Raw genomic sequence first — 19,651 nt, 5'->3', positions numbered from 1 at the left:
GATGGCGCAGATCGTCGGCGGGGGCCCTCCGGCCAACGATGCTGAACGCCGCGTGCTGCGGCACCTGGCTGAGCAGGCCCCCGCCGACTGGATCATCCTGCACAACATCGAGATCCCGGAGCGCGGCGACAGCTACGAGATCGACATCGTCGTGATCAATGCGCGCGGCGTCTGCCTGATCGACGTCAAAGGCACTCGGGGACGCGTGGAGGTCGCGGGGACCGAATGGTTCCCAGCCGGTCGGCCGCCGTTCTTCTCGCCCGTGCGTAAACTGCGCGGCCACGCCCGTACCGTGAAAGGTCTCCTGACCCGACATCGGCCTGCGCTGTCCCGGGTGTATGTCGACCAGCTCGTCGCGTTGGTCGGGCCGGAGGCCCGCCTGGTCGACTCCAGCGACCGGGCCGATGCGGACGCCCTGCACGTCACCGACATGGAGGGGCTGATCCCGGCGCTCGCCGACGTCTCCCGGGTGCGGGCGGGGATGGCGCGCGACGTCCGGCAGCACCAGGCCGCGATCGTCGCGGCTCTCACCGGCGCGGTTCGCCGGCCCACCGGTCCGCAGCGATTCGGCGACTGGGTGGTGTCCGAACGGCTCGGTGGTGACGCCGAGGTCACCGAGTACCGGGCCCGCAACGCCGAAGCCGGCGCTGGTGAGACGGTCCTGCTGCGGGTGTACCGGGCCAATCCGCTGCTGCCGGAACGCGAGCGGGAAGCACAGAAGTACAAGATCGCCAACGCCTACGAGATGCTGGCGAAACTGCCTCCGAGCCCGTTCATCGTGGGGCGCCGGACGTTCTTCGCCACCGAGGACGGCAGCCGTTTCGTGTTGGTCCTCGACGACACGCGGGGGCAGGCGCTCGCGGTGCACCTGCGGGATCCGCGGCAGACATTGGGCGCGGACGCGAAGCTGCGGGTTTTCGCCGACATGATGCGCGGGCTGGCGCACGCGCACGCCTACGGCGTGTTGCACCGGGCGCTGACCCCGACCGCGGTGCTGGTGCAGACCGACAACAGCCGGGCGCTGCTGACCGGATTCGACTACGCCCGCCCGGAGGGGCCACGCGACTACACCGTCGTCGACGAGCTGACCAGCGTGCTCGACCCGGCCTATGTGGCGCCGGAGTGCCATAACCGGGCGCAGGCCATGAGCCAGGCCTCGGACGTCTACGCCGCCGGGGTGATCGGGTACCAGTTGCTCACCGGAGAGCTGCCGTTCGCGTCGACCGAGGACCAGTTTCGCCGGGGCAGCGAGTTGCCGGACTCGGTGCTGTCCGAAGCGCGGGTGGATCCGGCGCTGGCGGCACTGCTGCGCCGGATGTGTGCCCTCGCACCCTCCGGCCGGCCTGCTGCGACACAGGTGCTGCGGGAGTTGCAGCGGCTGGCCCGGGTCGCAGCCGCAGCGCAACCTCGCACGGCCGTTCCGCCAGCGTCGCGCACCGACTACGGCAGTCTGCAGCCGGGGCATCAGCTGACCGCCAAGTATCAGGTCCGGACCAGGTTGGGGGCCGGACGGTTCGGCACCGTCTACCGGGTCTACGACAACCTGGCCGACGAGGAACGCGTCATCAAGATCGTTCATCGAGTGTCCGAGTCAGCGATCGAGCGGCTCAAGCAGGAGTTCAAACTCCTGCTGAACCTGCCGCTGCACCGCAGCATCGTGGTGGTGCGCGAGGCGGACTACCTCGAGCTCGGCCGGGTGCCCTACGTGGTCTTCGAGTACATCGAGGGGCGGGACGCGAAGGCGCTGGTCACCGAGCGGGCGCTCGGGCCGGCCGACGTGGTGCGCTTCGGCGCCGACGTGGCCGAAGGCCTGGCTCATCTGCACCAGGAGGGGATCTTCCACTGCGACGTCAAGCCGGCCAACCTGCTGCGCACCGATGCGGGTTGCAGGATCCTTGACTTCAATGTGGCGACCCGGGCCGACGACAGCCTGTCCCAGGTGGGCGGCACCCCCCAGTACGCCCCGCCGGACTACGTCGCGGGCCGCCCCACCACCGCCGACCTGGTCGACCGCGATCTGTACGGGCTGGGGGTCACACTCTACGAACTGCTCACCGGAGAGTGGCCCTTCGCCGGTGGGGTACGGCGGGCCACCAGTGAACGGGCGGTCGACCCGCGGACCCGGCCCGGGTTGGGCAGCCTCTCCGACGTCCTGATCGAGGTCCTGATGCGGGCCATCGCTCCGTGGCGCAGCGAACGGTACTCCGACGCGGGCGAGTTCCTGGGGGCGCTGCGTGCGATCGGTGACCGGGTGCATCAGCCGGTCGCACCCGCGCCGGTCGCGCCGAAGCCGGTGCCGGCGCCGACGGCGGGTCGCAACCCGTTTCTCGAGCAGTTGCGCTCGCTGTACAGCCAGAGCGACGGCAGCAACGCCGGCACCCGCAGCGGTGGCCAGGACCTCGACCTGTACGTGCCCACAGCCTTGGACGACAAGCTGACTCCGGCGGTGCTGTCCGGCAGATTCCGTTTGGTGATCATCACGGGAAACGCCGGTGATGGTAAGACGGCCTACCTGCATCGGTTGCTGCGCGACGCGTCAAGTGGCGACCCGGGCTCGGTGGTGTACCGCGACAACGGCGCCGACCTGCGACTGCCTGACGGGCGATGGCTGCGCACGAACCACGACGGCAGCCAGGACGAGGGCGATCGTACGAATGACGAGGTCCTGATGGACTTCTTCGGCCCGTTCAGCGGGGGCACCATGACAGGGAAGGCCGACGAGACCAGGCTCGTGGCGATCAACGAGGGTCGGCTGGTCGACTTCGTCGACGCCCACGCGCAGGACTTTCCGGCGCTCGCGGCGCGAGTGCGCGCGGGCTTGACCGGAACCGCCGACAGCGGCGTGGTTGCGGTGATCAACCTGAACCGGCGGAGTCTGCTCACCGGCTTCGATGACGCTGATCAGTCGGTATTCGACCGGTTACTCACCCGGATGACCGATCCGAGCCGGTGGCGGGCGTGTGGAGGATGCCCGTTGGCCGCCGACTGTTACGCCCGACACAACGCGCAAACCCTGGCCAATCAGGGCGTTGGCCCGAAGATCGTCGGTCGGCTCCGGGCGTTGTTCACCATGACCTCGCTGCGCGGAGTGCAGCACGTGACCATGCGCGACGTCGGTTCCGCCCTGGCCTACCTGTTGACCTCGGGGCGCAACTGCGAGCAGATCCATCAGCTGTACGCCAGCGGCGACAGCGACACGATCCTGGACGGCTTCTACTTCAACAGCTGGATCGGTCCGGCAGGCGGCCGAGACCGGCTGCTGTCGCTGCTCTCCCAACTGGACGTGGCGGTGTCCGCTGACCCTGCCCTGGATCGACGTCTGGATTATGTCGGCCCGGACGCCGGCCGGGCACTGATGACGATCGACCAGCGCGGCGACTACGATCTGCGGCTGCTGACCGACGCCTTCGTCAAGCTGCCGCGCGGCGCTGCGGCGACCGCCGAGGAGAGCACGGCGCACCGCCGATATCTCGCGGCTGCCCGGCGTAGGTTCTACTTCGAATGCGTCGACGCCGATCGTTCGGCCGGGATGCTGCCCTACCGCTCGGCGCAGACGTTCACGCGGTTGCTTGAGCAACCGGAGACCGCGCCCGGCTATCTGCCCGCCCTGATCGCGGCGGTCAACCGAGGCGAAGGGCTGTCCGGCGCTGCGGTCTCCGGTGGGGCGCTGGCCTTGCAGGTCCGCCCGGTGCCCGGCAGTACGGTCCGTAGCTACCGGCTCTTTCCTGCGAACAGCCTCCAGCTGCAGCCGGCCGGCCACCCGGCCTCCCCCTATCTGGAGGGCGGCCATCGGGAACTGGTGCTCGGTTATCGGGGCGCCGGCGGACACCGGGCGGAACTGGAGATCCGGCTGGACCTGTTCGAACTGCTGTACCAGTTGGGCAACGGCCACCTGCCGAGTGCGGCCGAACGACAGGGCCTGTACCTGGGACTGACCATCTTCAAGAACGAGCTGTCGGCCACCCCGTACCGGGAGATCCTGCTCACCGTCGCCGGCGAGGACGTGCGCCGGATCCGCATCGTCGAAGGCGGCACCCTGGTGATGGATGCTCCCGCCGTCGTGAACGCCCCGGAAGCGGAGGCTTGATGGGACTCCAACGCCAGGATCGGGAATTCCGTCACCCAGGTGTGAGCTTCCTGGACTACAAGCAGCTCGACATGGATCGTGTGCTCACCGGGCTGCTGCCCCGGCTGTGGTTCGGTGGCGCGCCCAGCGTGGTGATCGGCCAGCCGGACGGCATCCCGATCGAGAAATATGTCGACCTCGTCCTGGAAAACCCGGATCAGTTCCGCGGCTTCGACCCTGCCCTGACCTATCGATGGTTGGAGACGAACCTGCTGGACCTGGTCAACCGCGGAAAACCGGGCCAAGCGGTGGCCGGGATGCGACCGTTGCACGGCTTCGCCTATCGATATCGGGTGGGTAAACGGTCTCGTCCGTACGGCGCTGACGAGCAGCTGTATTGGATGATCCGGCATGAGCCCGGTGGTCGTGGGGCCCGGGTGCTGGAGGACCTCAAGCGTTTCTTCTTCGCCGGTGTGGACGGACGCACCGAGACACCGACTGCGGACGCCGCGGTCGACGTCGAGACGCAAGCGCTGATCAACCTGGCTCAGGTGCTGCGGCAGCAGGTCACCGACCGGGAAGGGAAGGCCGCACAGGGTTATCCGCCGCTGGATGCGGCGTCGGCACGCCTGATGGCCGACGACATCATCAAGCTGATGGACCACCAGGGGGTCATTCCGCGGTCGGTACTGGTCGACCATCTGAAGATCCTCTTCGCGTTCCACCTGGCCCGATACCATCTGCGGCTGATGCGGCTGCTGCCGCAGCGCCTCGCCGGGCAGGCCGGTGACCCTGAGTGCGGCTTCTTCCTCGACGTGGCCGGCGTGCCCGGTACGCCCGCGGCAGCGCTGGCCGAACGCAGCGCCCGATACTGGTACGCCCGGATGCCCGAGTTCATCCAGGGCACCTTCACCGTGCGCAAGCTCGACGATCTGGCCGCGCACCTCGTCCGGGCCGGTAAACGTCGTCGGCCGGCGGCGGGGGTGTTCGCGGTCCCGGAGCTGCTGCAACTGCTGGAACCCCGGTACCGCGCCGACCGGGAGACCTTCGCCAAATCACGCCTGCCCGGGGTGCTCAGTGCGGTGAGCGGATCCGAGGAAGATCCGGATCCGATGGTCGCTGACCTGGTCGGGCTGGGGCTCGACTCGTTCACTACGTACCTGGAGATCATCTCGAGTTGCCGGGTGGGGTTCCATCGCAAGTACCTCACCGAATGCCTCGATACGCTGATGCTCAAGAATCGTCCCGGCGCGATGATCGCCCAGCCGCGCCGAGCCGAGCGCCGGTTCGTCTTCGACAGCCGGCTGTTGGAGGTGCTGCTGCAGCTCGCCCTGTTGCGGCCCGACGGTCACGGTGGCCTGCACACCGAGCCGATCCGCGTCGACGAGTTCCTCGCCGAGCTCCGCGAGAAATACGGCCTGTACATCGATCGGCTGCCGGCCGGTGACGGCTTCGGCACACCGACCCTCACCGATCAGGCGGCGTTGCGTGCCAACCGTACGGCGTTCGTCGCCAAGCTGCGGGAGATCGGTTTCTACAACGACCTTTCCGACGCGTACCTCACCCAGACCATCACGCCCCGATACCTCCTCACCTCGGCTGGACCATCACGATGAGCACTGGGCTGCGGGAGATCACCGACGCCGACTTCGACGAAGCCCTCGAACGGGTACTCGTCCCGCGACTGTCCGCCTTGCTGGCCGCCCGCGGGCCGGGACACTGCGCCAGGGTCGCCGACGTTCCGGCCCCGCTGGCCGAACGGTTGTGTCGCAGACTGCGTGAGGCCGTCGGCGACCGGGCGCAGATTCACGTCCTCGGGCAGCAGGCGGACGTCGCTTCCGATGTGGCCGTGACCAGTACCAAACTCGTCGAACTGCGCAACCCGGACGCGCAGGGCAGGCTACGTCCTCCCCTACTGGTGTTCCTTCCGCCTGGTATCCACGTCAGCGCCGAAGACTCCTTCGACGTCCCCACCTTCGAGGACGTCGTTCTCGGCGAGGTCTATCCCGAACTGGCCGCTCAGTTGATGGTGAGCTTGCCGGACGAGCTTCGGCACGACCTCCTGGAGATGTTCGCCGCGATCGACGATCATGCGGCCCGCCCGGCCGGAACGGCCGAGAGGGCACGATACCTGCTGACCGTGGCCGGCAACGACCATGACCGGCAGGCCGCCGGCGCGGCGCTCTTCGAACTCGGACTGATCCCCGACTTCGAAGTCTTCACCGAGCCTGCCACCCTGTCGGCACGGATCCGGCGCAACGCCGCTGCGGTCAGCGTGCTGAGCACCCCGGACCGTTCCGCGCGCCAGCGGGTGATCGCTCTGCGACTGACCGACCCGAGCTTTCGGTCCCGGCTTGCCGACTATCTGACCAGGACCGGACTGGACGATTTGCGGTCCTGGACCCGGCCCATCGTCGTCGACCATGCCAACTGGCCGTTGGCCTTCCAACACTGGCCGCTGGCCGAAGAGCAGCCGGTTCACCACGTCACGATCCAGGTCCAGGAACTGGGCCTGCCGCTCGCCGGTGGACAGTCGGAGCACGCCGTCCATCCGGTACTAGGCACCATCACCGGCCAGCCTTACCTGATCGCCGGCACGACCGGAATCACCCAGTTGCCGGTCACCTTCCGCGTAACACCTGATCCGCGCACCGTCACAGGGCTGGCCCGATTCGTCGTGCAGCTTGTCTCCGAGGAATCCGGCCCGACCGGTGTGCAAGGCACGGTGAAGGTCTCCACCACCGCACGTGACCTTTACCGCGCCAACCTGCGGAAGCTTCGCACCGCGAACCTTGAGCCAGGCTGGCACTATGTGCGGGTCCTGCCGCTGGACGCTGCGGGGGTGGAACTACCGAGTGCCGAGCGACGGCGGCGACATGCGGTCGACGTGGTTCCCGGCGGAAATCCGCCCGAGGAGAGCGACCGCTTCTACGTGGTCGCCGACGGCGACGATTTGGTCGAGCCGCCGGCACGCCAGCAAGTAATCAAGGGTGACGGCGTCACCCAAGTGCTACGACAACTACAGTTCGCGGCCCTCGCCGACGGTCGGGACTGGCAGACCGTCGACTGCCGCTCGGTGTCCTGGAAGAGCCGGGATCGTGGCAGCCTTCAGGTCGGCTTCGGCCCGCACGGCAGCGCAGAAATCCTCGTGGGCCCGGTCCTCGCCGAGCTGGAACGGGAGATCCTCGCTCACCCCGGTCAGACGAGACCCACGAGAGTCAGCGTGATCAGCGAGGCACCCGCTGAGATCCACCGCCTCGATCCCGCCCCCACCGGCCCGGATACAGTCCCGGATGAGTCGACAGCGCTGCTTCTACAGGCCAGGGCGGCCGTTTTCGCGGCCATCGCCGGTACCGATGACATGATCCTGGCCGGCCGTGACCTGATTGTGCTCCGCGAACCGGTCATCGCGTATGCCCAGGCCTACGCCACCGCCCTGAGGTGGCTCCTGCACCGGTCACAACAGTCCTCCGGACCGGGGCCACTGCGCGACCTGACCTCGTTGCTGCGCATCGACACCGTTCAGGTCGACTACCGGGACACCAGCGGCGTCCACCGAGAGATTGCTCTCGTGGCGCCAACCCACCCGCTGCGGATGTTGTGGTTGTTGACCTGGGCTGAACTCGGTGGCAAGTGGCTCGCGGACTCGGCGGCGGCTGACCCTGCGACCCTGCTCGCTGCCGGTCAGACACTCATGGAGCTCGAACCCACCGGTTTTCCGCTGACCGTGGTGATCGGCAGTGGGCGGCTGACGATGGCGGTCGCGAACCTCAACCCGTACTGGGGGGTTTATCTTCCGTCGGAGACCAACGACCCGCAAACCGTGCTGATGGATCTCGCCCAGGCGCTGAAAGTCGGCGGCAGCCCGACAGCGAGCGGCGCGATCTCGGTGTCGCCCGGCAAACTGGCCGACCGGCTGGAGCGATATCTGCGCATGCATCCGTACGTGAGTACGCTGGTGCTGTGTGCGGTCAACGCGGGCCGCGGAGACGTTCTGGCAGACACCTTGCTCGAGCTTGAACGGCGGCCCGCCACCAGCCGCCTCCGCTACGACGTCCGGTTGTTCACCGCCGACCCGCAGACGCCGGGTATCGGTGCGGCGCTCGCCGACCTCCTCAGTGGCTCCTGGAGCAGTGCGGCCGAGGCCGAAGTGTTCGCCATGCCGTCGGCAACCGCGCTCGCGCCGAAACTGTCCGTCGCCATCCGGCCGTTGGCCGAGTACCGATCGGCGACCAGCCGGCACACGGCCCACGTGACAGTTCTGTTCGACGCCTTCACCGGTGAGCATTTCGACGTCTGCGACGACGATCAACCCGCACCCGTCCCGGTACACGGCCTCGTCCAGTCCATGCGGGTGCAGTTCGTCGATACGGAGACCGCTGTCGCATGGCACAAACAACCACGACATGGCAAGGCCCGCGACCTACCCGGCGCTGAAGAATGCACCGACCTCCTGGCTGCGTTGCCGTCGACGATCGCCGAGGCCACAGCGACCGTGACCACCGGTGAATCCGGGCTGGGTCGCGTCCCGCGTATCACGCTCAGCCTCGACGCCGATGACACCGCCCTGTTGCATCAGGCCCATCGGTGTAGTGACTGGGTCATCACCGTCGATCGCACCCTGGGCGTCGAATACTTCGACAGCCCGGGAAGCACCCGCCGGCCCGCATACGTGATCGACTACGCCCCGGACGGAGATGCCGGGCTCGACCACCATGTGGTGGTCAGCTCCCGATCAGTTGACGAGTTGCGCGCCATGCTCAACCCGATGGTGGATCAGCACGGGGTGCACATCGACCGCCGCCATGCCGGGACCTTCTTCGATCAGCTCCGGTTGCTGTCCGGGCGCCTTGCCTTCAAGATCGCTTCGACGGCACCCAACCAGCGCACCGAGGTCCTCGGCCTGGCCATGGCCCGGCTCTACCTCGACTACCAGGGTGTGCTGCAGGACCAGATCCTCGTCCCGCTCGACGCTCACCTGGAGCTCTACCGGGAAGCACGACGGCGAGCCGACGAAATCGCCGAGAGCGTCACCCTGCACCGCACCGATCTCGCGCTCTTCAGCCTGGACGCGCGACGGCGCGTGATCACCTGCCGTCTCGTCGAGGTCAAATGCCATACCGCACTCACCAGCGTCGCCGACGTACAGCACCTGCGTGACAAGATATTCGAGCAGCTGGAACGTAGCGAGAGCGTGTTGCGTGCAAGCTTCGACCCCGGCCTCAGGCTGCCGGACCGTCCCGACCGGCCGGTACGCAATGCCGAACTCGCCACTCTGCTGCGCCACTACCTCGCCAGGGCGCTCCGGCATGGCGTCATGAATCCAACCGTCGCCGTCGAGGCGGAATGGCTGCTCGACAACCTGGACGACGGCTACCGACTGGACTTCACGCGCACCGGATTGATCTTCGATCTCAGCGGTGCCGGCGCTGGCGCCGAAACCGAGGCGGGCGTCGAATTTCATCACATCGGCCGCGACCTCATCGAAGACCTCCTCGGTGCGATAGTGACCGATCCGGTGCTGGCTGCCGGAGCGGGCGATGGACAGACCTCCGCCACGATGTCTAGCCTCGATCTCAGCGTTCCGCGGCCGGCTGAAGCCGCCTTCCGAGCCCCCGTGCGGTCGCACGACATCCCAGCGGAGCGGCCTACGCCGCCGGAGCCGGCACCAGCCGCGGACGATCCTCCGGCTGCTGACGGCGGCAATGGCGAGGCTGAGCCGCCGAAACTGGTCGAGCGGGCCTCACCTGTCGCAGACAACCCGGCCGAGCCCGATCTGCCGCTCATTCGCCGGTCGGCTGCCACCACTGGTGGTCCGGACGTGTTCGTGGGGGCGACCCGTCCATCACCCCAGTACGGTGTGATCGGCGAGGCCGCGGGTCGGCGGATCGCCCTGGACCTCAACGAGACGCACACGATCAGTCTCTTCGGGGTTCAGGGCAGTGGAAAGAGCTACACGCTCGGTTCCGTCATCGAAGCAGTGTCGTTGCCGGTCCCAGAACTCAACCGGTTACCCAAGCCGCTGGCCACCATCGTCTTCCACTACAGCCCGACGATGACGTACACCCCCGAGTTCGCCAGCATGGTGGAACCCAACGACGACACCGAAATGTTGGAACGCCTGCGGCAACGGTATGGAGCCGAGCCCGCAGCCCTTACCGACGTCGTCATGTTGGTGCCCGCCGACCAGGTCGATGCACGTAGGACCGAGTATCCCGCCATCGAGGTCCACCCGCTGAAGTTCAGCTCCGACGAATTGCGGGCCAGCCACTGGCGCTTCCTCATGGGAGCTCTCGGCAATCAGTCGACCTACATCCGCCAGCTCAACCGGATCATGCGTACCAACCGTTCTGGACTGACCCTGGAAGTCCTTCGCGACGGCATCGACCAGTCCTCGCTGAGCGATCAGATCAAGCAACTCGCCCATCAGCGGCTCGACCTGGCGGCCGACTACATTGACGACGACGTCCATATTCAGGATCTCGTACAGCCGGGTCGCTTGATCATCGTCGACCTCCGCGACGAGCTCATCGAGAAGGACGAAGCGCTCGGCCTGTTCGTCGTCCTCATGGAACTCTTCTCCGAAGCGACCAACGAGGGCGAGCGATTCAACAAGCTCGTCGTCTTCGACGAGGCGCACAAGTACATCGAAAGCCCAGACCTGGTACACGGACTGATCGAAAGCGTTCGGGAGATGCGCCACAAGGGCATGAGCATCCTCGTGGCCAGCCAGGATCCACCGTCAGTGCCCATCCCGCTCATCGAACTCTCCAACCACGTAATCCTGCACCGATTCACCTCCCCGGCCTGGCTGAAGCATCTACAGAAAGCCAACGCGGCGTTCGCCAGCCTGACTCCGGCCAAACTCGCCGCACTCGGTCGGGGCGAGGCGTATCTCTGGTCCAACAAGTCCACCGACGCGTCTTTCAGCCATGGCGCTGTCAAGATCTCGCTACGCCCGCGCGTCACTCGCCACGGGGGCGCCACGAGGACGGCAGTGTAGAACCGGCTTGCGTGCCCACCCAGGCGCGCAAGCCGGTAGCGCTGTGGTGAAGGTCCGTAGCCTGCAATACAGGTGCCGTCGCATGTGGACATTGTGCGGGCCAGACCGCTTTGTCGCTCCTCCGACCGGGCCGATACGGAGAACTCCTCGGTGCAGTGGTCGTCCGATCGGCTCAAGGCTATGCAGCGATGTGATTTTCGCCTTGTGCCGGTCACCGTCCAGTTGCATAGTCGCTCTACGGCTTTGGCCGAATTCGGAGGGGATGAGAGTGTCGCAAGCTTCAGAGTTCCTCCGAGACAGGGAAGACGCCTGGGCACCTGCCTTGCGCGCCGTATCACTTGCCTCCGAACTCGACACGTCCGAGGACGAGGTCAAGGGCGTCATACGCGCGCTCGGCCGGGTCTTGGCGGACAGTGCGTCGTACGACCGCCGTCGGCTGCTTTCCTATCGGTACCCCGCATGCCTGGTGGTCGGTCTTGCCGGCATCGGCGCTGTCGGCTACGAACACGGCAACTACTGGGGCGCCGTTCACGAGATGGCGCCGGGCTGGGTCGACCAGGCCCAGTGGGGCGGGCTGTTTCGCGCCAACCTCGACCGGTTCAGCCTGGCCCGATTCCCGGGGCTGCCGCAAGTGAACGTCGGCGAGATTCTGATGCACGCCGGTGTGCCCGCGTACTGCATCGGCGATTTGCTGAACCTGCTGCTTCAACGACTGGCCCGCGACCCTGGTATGTCCGCGGAGCAGTTCCTGGCGTGGGCGCTGACTCCCGGGCGCGAGTCCCGCCTGTTCGAGCTGGACAAACCCGTCCAGCGATTCCTCCAGTACGGTGGTGACTACGCCGAAGATCTTGTCGACCGCTGTATCGACTTGCTGGAACGCCTGCGCCAGCCGGTGTTCCACACCGACGGGCTCGGCCTTCCGGTGCACCTGGTCGCCAAGGCGCAGCAACTCGCTGAGTTGGGCTGGCTCGACTGGAGCGGCGTCACCGAACGCGTGGACTATGGGCCGCGGTCCAGCTTCTCCCGCCCCTATCTGGAGCTTGAGCCGTTTGGGCGAGGGCTCGTGGTGAGTCTGCCGGCGGTGCCCGACGCCGCCGACGGCCAGGTGGTGTGGCAGGTACGTGTTGACGGTGACGCGCAGAATGTCGTCAGCCGATCGATGTGGCCGGGCGGGCGTGAAACCGCGCCCGCGACGGCGATGACCCTTGCCCGTCCCGCCCGTCGGCTCATTGTCGAACTCGCCGCCCACGATCAGGAATTCGAGATCGAGATCGTCGACCCGCGGGATCCGCTGTTGGTATTCACCGAAGACGGTCGCCGCGCGCCGGCGACTTCCAGCCTGGCGCCGGAACCCGTCTGGCTGCTCTATCCCCTAGAAACCAACGCGGGAGCACCACTCGAGTTGAATGTTACGGGCGAGTTGCAGGATCTGGGCGACGGCCCAGCCCCATACGGCTGGCTCGGATGGAGGCTGCGCCGCGTCGACCTCCGGGATGTTTCTGAGCTGTGGCTCGGTAACGGCTCGCCTCGGCGGGTCAAGGGTGCACGGCGTGCGCGGCTGAACCTCGACCAGCCGCTGCCTGGTGTGTGCGGCCTCACCGGCGTCCCGGTCGTCGCAACGGCACCGCTATTGACCCTGCCGACCGAGCCTGGTGTACCGACCGAATGGTCCATCCGACTTCGCAGACCAGGGTCCGTGCAGCTGAGCGCCGAAACGGTCACCGTCACCAGTGACACCATCGTCGACCCCTGGCGACGGCTGCCTCGACCCCTCGTCGGCGCGTACGAACTCATCGTCCGCGGGCCTCTCGGCCGAGGACTGTCCCGCACCCTGGAGTTGGCGGAGGGCCTGAATGCCAGGTCCAGCCCCTCCTGGCGGGAGATTGGAGCCGACGGTCTCGAACCCGCAACCGTGCGCGCCGGCCCGAGCCTGCCCGGCCTGACCGTCGCCCCGGCGTTGGTCCAGTTGGGACCCAAGGATGTTGCCGCCGAGTTGCAGATCGACAGCAATGCCGGCGTGACGACCGTGCGGGTGACACCGCCACACATGGCGGTGCAGCGCCTCGGCGCCGGCGGATGCGCCGACTGGTCCCTGCAACCACTGCGTTTGGACACCGAGACGATCGGCGAGGGAGAACTCGTGGTTCGGCTCGCCGAGGCGAGCGACGCGGTACTCGTCGTCAAGGCCGCCGGTCGTGAACTGCAGACCGTTTCTTCCGGTGCCACATACGGGCAGCCATTGGCCCGGTTCCCCCTCGCCGCCGTAGCCGGCACCATCGGGGTATATGGCATCGCGCACCTCGAGGTGCGGATCGGCGAGCAGGATTTTCTCGTGGCTCGTTGCACACCACGGCGCCTTGCCAGTGCGGTACGCATCGACAATGACCGGCTGGTCCTCGACGAAGGCGTGCCCGCGAGCGGGCTGGTCGCTGGTTTGTACCGCGTATTCGCTCCGTGGCTACCGCCCCACGTGATGAGCTTCGACCCGAATCTGGTGAGCGAACCACTACCGATGGAGATCGCTGCTGCAGGCCCGCTGGTGGCGGTCCTTCGCATCGAGGACCCGTGGGTACCGGCGGGGTGGCCCGATTGGCCTGGGGCGGACAACGTCTTCGACATCCCCGATCGCGAGTGGAAGTCGAGCGGGGAAGACACCGCCGCCGACGCGATGTCGGGCTTCCTGGCCGGAGTCGGCGACCTACCCGACCGCCCCGACATCACACCGCTGCTGATCGACCTTTACCACCGCAAGGACGACCTACGCGGGAGAGTGGACCGTGATGTCCGCGGAATGTCCACGATCCTTCGACGCTATCCCTCGCAAACGCTCGCCGGGCTGACGCGGACCAGGGTATCGGCAGACCGGCTGGCCGCCCCGCTGGTGCACTCCGGCCTGGCCGCTCTGCCCTCGAACGTGTACGTCAGCGACCGTGACGAGATCAAGCTGTGGAAGATCAGCCCACTGGCCGGCATGCTCGCTGCAGCTCACCGACTTGGCGACGAAGACCGGACCGAAGAGTTGAGCGAGCAAGTGATAGCCGTTTGCGGAGATGTAGCGCTCGACCTTCTCCGCGGTGAGATTGATTCTCACCGGGCTGTCGGCCGATTCGACGATTCCGCTGCTCGCTTGGCCCAGATACCGATCGAGGCGCGCGATCGGTTCTGGAAAGCGGTGCCTGTCGTGCCGGGTGGTCTGCTCGACGCCGACGAGCGGTTGACGGCAGCACGGCAACTGTTCGACGTGCGGCTCCAACCGGGCATCGCCAGAGTCTCCATTGCGGCCAGGGACCTACTCCTGATCACACAGCAACAGCTTCACGCCGTCGACATTCCGCGTGTGATGGACGCAGTTCGGGCGCGCAATCCGACAACGGGTTGGCGGGCGCTCCCCGCGCTCTCGCTCGCTCTGGCATTCGTGGCACGACTGGCCGCCCGCGGACACACTGGCTGTGACCAGCTACTGCCGCGCATCCTGCCTTATCATGCGACGCTCGCCCGCAGCGCACCACGGCTTGTCACCATTGACCTTCTCCTCGCCGAGCTCACCTTGATCGGATCCGGAGCCGCCCGATGATCCTTGACCCCATTGCCGCCAGCGATGCCATCGTGGCCACCTACCAGCGCTATCTGCGCACCCTGGTGGAGCCGAAGGATCCCACGCTGGCCGCGGCCCTGAACACTGCGATCAACGACGCGATCAGGCAGGAGATAACCAAGGGCCCTCTCCTCGAAGCGACACCGCCCTACCTCACCTCCAGCACACCGCGCCAGCTCATCGACGCCGGGGTCCTCGATCCGGCTATCGCCACCCTCGGCGCCGGACTCAGCCTCGATCGGCCGCTTTACCGGCACCAGGAACGGGCGATCCGCAAGGCTGCCGCCGGTCGCAACCTTGTCGTCGCCACCGGCACAGGTTCTGGCAAGACCGAGAGCTTCCTGCTGCCGATCCTCAATCGCATCATGGCCGAACGGGCGGCCGGAACCCTCGGCCCTGGCGTCCGAGCGCTGCTGCTCTACCCGATGAACGCGCTCGCCAACGACCAGATGAAACGCCTCCGCGGCCTGCTGGCCGAAGCCCCTGACATCACCTTCGGCCGCTACACAGGCGAGACTCGGCAGACTCGCCAGGAAGCCGCTGAGGTCTTTCTTCAACAGAACCCGGGCGAGCGTCCACTCCACAACGAACTGCTCAGCCGCGAGGAAATGCGGCAGCGACCCCCGCACCTCCTACTCACCAACTACGCGATGCTTGAATACCTGCTGCTCCGGCCTCTCGACATGGACCTTTTCGAAGGAGACCACGCCGGGCACTGGCAGTTCATCGTCGTCGACGAGGCGCACGTCTACGACGGCGCCCGCGGGGCGGAACTCGCCATGCTGCTACGCCGATTGATCGACCGGGTCAGCACGGACCACCCGCTGCAGTGCATCGCGACGAGCGCGACCGTCGGCAACGAAATGTTGGCCGTCGCCAGCTTCGCCAGCTCACTGTTCCCGGCCCCGTTCGAGTACGACCCGGCGGACGAGACCAGGCAGGACATCGTCACCGCCGACCGAGTGGAACTCCCACCCGGGCCGGAATGGGGACCACTTCCAGCCGAGGCCTACGCAGAGATTCTGCACGCAGACGATTCCACCGCAGCTGTCGTGACCCAGGCCGAACAGCACGGATACGTCACCGACAACCCGGCCGATGCACTGGCCCATGAGCAACGCGTCCGACGGCTCAGGGCGCTCCTCTTCCACGGGCCGGTGCCACTACATCAAGCTGCGGAGGCACTCTTCGCGACCGGCGACCAAGCGGCTTGCGCCGCGATGGTGGCGCTGGCCAATAGCATCCACGGCACTGACGGTGCGCCGGTGCTCTCCGCCCGCTACCACTTGTTTGCACGTGCCACCGAGGGTGCCTTCACCTGTCTCGGACCCGATGGGCCGCACGTCAGCCTGACGCGACACGAACGATGCGAGCACTGCGGCGACGCCACCTTCGAGTTCGGTACCTGCCGCCGCTGCGGCACCGTCTACCTCTCGGGAACCCTGGAACGGGTCGGCAGCCACTCCGTTTTTCGCTCACGACGCTCCCGGGACGAACCGCAAGTGTGGATGGCGCTCGTCGACCAAGTCGCCACTGACGAAGACGAGGAAGCTGCAGCCGGCCCCGCACCCGCAGCCGGCGAGACCGGAGCGATGTGCACACGATGTGGCATCTTCCAGGTGGGGCCAGCGACCGCCTGCCCTCGTTGCGCCGCTGCGCCGCTGCGTCAGGTGCGCTTCCTGAAGCAACGTAGCGACGAACTTACAGCGTGCCTGGCCTGTGGCGGACGCGGCGACGGCCTCATCCGCCGTCTCTCCAGCGGAAACGAAGCCACCGCCTCGGTCCTCGCCACCGCCCTGTACCAGAAACTGCCCGTGGCATCCGACCCCGTTCAGCAAGGCCTACGCGGGGAGGGACGAAAGCTCCTACTGTTCAGCGACAGCCGACAGTCCGCTGCCTACTTCGCGCCCTACCTGGAGGACTCCTATCAGCGCATGCAGCGCCGACGACTACTCCACGAAGGCGCCGTCGATGCCAGCGCCTCCGGCGACGAAGTCCGGCTGGAAGACGTCGTCTACCACACCAACCGGGCCGCAGACCGGTACGGCATCTTCGAGCGCCGACAGTCCCGACAAGCGCGCGAACGGCAGGTCGCACTCTGGGCGCAATCGGAGGTCGTCGGCGTAGACGAACGCAACTCTCTCGAAGGTCGGGGCCTGCTCGCCTGGGACATGTCCCGCGACCCCGCCTGGTCAGCGCCCCGTCCCCTGACAGGCCTCGGTCTCTCGGCCGACGAAGCCTGGGCGCTGATCGGAGAGCTCGTCCGATCCATTCGCCTACAAGGTGCCGTCGCCGCACTCGATGGTGTCGACCCCCGCGACGAGGCATTCGCCCCAAGGCTGGGACCCATCTATGTTCGCCAATATGGATCCGATGCTCGTCGCAAGGTTCTCAGCTGGATTCCCACCAAAGGGATCAACCGTAGGCTCGACTATGTACGCCGACTGCTCGACCGGATCGGGCTTGCCGAGGATCCGATCGAACTTCTCAACGGGATATGGCGACTGTTGACGGCTGGACCGCAGGCCGAATGGCTGACCGCGACCACCGAGCGCGGGATCGGCCAGGTCTACCAGCTCGACCCTGGCTTGATTGTCTGCACGGCGATCAGTGATGACGCCGCCCTCTGGCAGTGCTCAACCTGCCGCAAGCTCACCCCGTTCAGCGTTCGCGGCACCTGTCCCACCATGGCCTGCGGCGGTACCCTCGAACGCTGGACCCGACCCGTCGGCGACGCGGACTCCGACCACTACCGAGCTGTCTACCGGGAAATGAATCCGGTTCCGCTGCGCGTCCTCGAGCACACCGCGCAGTGGACCAGCGAGCGAGCAGCGGAGATCCAGCAGCAGTTCGTCCGGGGTGAGATCAACGCACTCTCCTGCTCCACGACCTTTGAACTCGGCGTCGACGTCGGCGAGCTTCAAGCCGTCATGCTCCGCAACATGCCACCAACCACGGCCAACTATGTCCAGCGTGCCGGAAGGGCCGGTCGTCGCGCCGACGCCGCCGCGCTTGTCGTGACCTACGCCCAGCGGCGTTCCCACGACCTCTCCCGTTTCGCCGAACCCGGTCGGATGATCGCCGGCGAGGTGCGGGCACCGTACATACCTCTCGACAATGTTCGGATCGACCAACGGCACGCACACTCCGTGGCTTTGGCCGCGTTCTTCCGGCACCACTTCCGCACCTTCGGCGCTGCATGGCGTACTGCGGCGGACTTCTTCCTGCCCGGCGACGACGGAATCGCGCCGGCCACCCTGGTCAAGGACTTCCTCACACCCGTACCCGCAGACATCACCGCCTCGCTGCGGAAGATCCTGCCCGGCGAGGTACAGGACAGCATCGGAGTGGATTCTGCGGCCTGGGTCGAGCATCTGGCCGATCTGCTGGAATCCGTGCGCGCCGAACTGCAGCAAGATGTCGATATCTATGAGCAGAAGCGACAGGAAGCCTTCGACGCCCGCCAGGACGACAAGGCCGCCCGCTACAACCGGGTCATGAAAACCATCACCAGCCGTGAACTGCTCGGCCTGTTGGCAAACCGCAACATCCTGCCCAAGTACGGCTTCCCCGTCGACACCGTCGAACTACGCCTGGCGTTCGCCGACGCCCAGCAGGCCAAACAACTGGAACTGTCCAGGGACCTCTCGTCAGCAATCTACGAGTACGCCCCCGGAGCCGAAATCGTCGCCGGCGGACTCACCTGGCAGTCCGCCGGCGTCTATCGGCTACCCGGCCGTGACCTCGAACGCCGCTACTACGCCACCTGCGATGGCTGCGGCCACTACCGCGAAACGATCGACCGCCTCGACCAGGCGTGCCCCGCATGCGGCACCGCGCTCGCCGGCGCTCCTCGCCAATATGCCATTCCCGTCTTCGGATTCGTGGCCGCCCGCGCCGGCGGCAGTCGACCCACCCGCGCCCCACGTCGCGCCTGGCACGGCGCCACCCATGTCGTGTCGCCCGGTGCTGAAGTCTACGAAGACAAGCTGGACCTCACCGGCGGCGCTGTCGCCGTTCGGGCCGGTGCCAGAGGCGAGCTGATCGCCATCAGCGACGGGCCGCTCGGCCGCGGATACTTCATCTGCTCAAGCTGCGGTTTCGGCCGGCCGACCATCGGCGGACTCGCCGGTCACCAAAGCCCGCTCAGCGGCCGGGACTGCCGCGGCCGACTGGAGAACTTGTCACTGGCCCACAAATACCAGACGGACGTTCTGGAACTGCACTTCGAGGGGGCGACCGTAGTCGGCCTCGACGACAGCGCCTGGCGGTCGATCGCGTACGCCGTGGTGGAGGGTGCGGTTCTTGCACTGGAGATCAGCCGCGACGACGTCGACGCAACGATGTACCAGACCGAGGCCGGGCGCAGCGTCATCATGCTGTACGACACAGTGCCCGGCGGCGCTGGACACGTCCAACGCATCGCCGAACGACTGCGCGACGTGCTCGATCGAGCAGCGCAACGGGTCCGCGACTGCGAGTGCGGCCCGGAGACCAGTTGCTATCGATGCCTACGCGTCTTTCGCAACGAGCGCTACCACGAGCAGCTACGCCGCGGTGTAGCCGCCGATGTACTCAGCCGCCTTCTCGGGAAGGCCCACCCATCGCCAGTCGGCGCCCACCGCGTGAGCCTCTCCGACCTCACACCGGTCCAGGCCTCGACCCGGCGCTTCCTGGTGACGGAAGCACCGGGAGAGGTTTTCGAATCCGTGGTCTCCGGCCAGCTCGACCTCTACGAAGGGCGTGTCATCCTGGCAAGTCGCGACGGAAAAGCCGGAGTCGGACGTCTATGGCTCCGCCGCGACGCCACAGGCGTCATCGGAGCAGGCCTACAGCCGACGGCCGGCGACGCCCTCGACGGTGGAGCAGACAATTTGAGGCTGCTGGGTGTCGCGGTGTTATAGGAGTAACACAACCCGCGTGGGACGTGTCAAAGGATCAGACAACGGATCGCATCCAAGCGAAGCGATGATCTGGCGGCGGCAGA

At 66.9% G+C, this 19,651-nt stretch carries 5 protein-coding genes and 1 pseudogene; all 6 read left to right on the top strand.

Annotated elements, in window-relative coordinates; genetic code table 11:
• Window position 1: 1 nt before the first annotated feature.
• The 6 genes and pseudogenes from mads6 to BLU81_RS23840 all read left to right on the top strand — a co-directional run bounded on the left by mads6 (window position 2) and on the right by BLU81_RS23840 (window position 19,568).
• A complete protein-coding gene (mads6, locus tag BLU81_RS23860) occupies window positions 2–4,087 on the top strand; it encodes a methylation-associated defense system protein kinase MAD6 (RefSeq protein ID WP_092546702.1) in 4,086 nt (1,361 codons plus the stop codon).
• Window positions 4,087–5,682, top strand: a complete 1,596-nt coding sequence (gene mads7 / locus BLU81_RS23855) for a methylation-associated defense system protein MAD7 (RefSeq protein ID WP_092546701.1) — start codon at window positions 4,087–4,089, stop codon at window positions 5,680–5,682. The genes mads6 and mads7 overlap by 1 nt, the downstream gene beginning before the upstream one ends.
• Window positions 5,679–6,335 (top strand): annotated as a pseudogene (gene mads8, locus BLU81_RS52120) (methylation-associated defense system ATP-binding protein MAD8); the annotation flags it as partial. The gene mads7 and the pseudogene mads8, both read left to right, overlap by 4 nt.
• 345 nt (window positions 6,336–6,680) lie before the next feature.
• On the top strand, window positions 6,681–11,069 hold the full coding sequence (locus tag BLU81_RS23850) for an ATP-binding protein (protein WP_157751768.1): 4,389 nt from the start codon (window positions 6,681–6,683) through the stop codon (window positions 11,067–11,069).
• Between the two features lie 268 nt (window positions 11,070–11,337).
• The gene (locus tag BLU81_RS23845; protein ID WP_157751767.1) at window positions 11,338–14,643 is read left to right on the top strand and encodes a hypothetical protein; all 3,306 of its coding nucleotides are present in this window, start codon (window positions 11,338–11,340) and stop codon (window positions 14,641–14,643) included.
• On the top strand, window positions 14,640–19,568 hold the full coding sequence (locus tag BLU81_RS23840; RefSeq protein ID WP_092546698.1) for a DEAD/DEAH box helicase: 4,929 nt from the start codon (window positions 14,640–14,642) through the stop codon (window positions 19,566–19,568). The genes BLU81_RS23845 and BLU81_RS23840 overlap by 4 nt, the downstream gene beginning before the upstream one ends.
• Window positions 19,569–19,651: the final 83 nt, after the last annotated feature.

The sequence above is a fragment of the Actinoplanes derwentensis genome (assembly GCF_900104725.1).
GTDB classification, from domain to species: domain Bacteria; phylum Actinomycetota; class Actinomycetes; order Mycobacteriales; family Micromonosporaceae; genus Actinoplanes; species Actinoplanes derwentensis.
This window is presented reverse-complemented; position numbering and strand designations above follow the sequence as displayed.

Bases quoted from the DNA above. Each gene is read 5' to 3' on its own strand.
- mads6 (WP_092546702.1), top strand. From the start codon at position 2: ATGGCGCAGATCGTCGGCGGGGGCCCTCCGGCCAACGATGCTGAACGC.
- mads7 (WP_092546701.1), top strand. From the start codon at position 4,087: ATGGGACTCCAACGCCAGGATCGGGAATTCCGTCACCCAGGTGTGAGC.
- BLU81_RS23840 (WP_092546698.1), top strand. From the start codon at position 14,640: ATGATCCTTGACCCCATTGCCGCCAGCGATGCCATCGTGGCCACCTAC.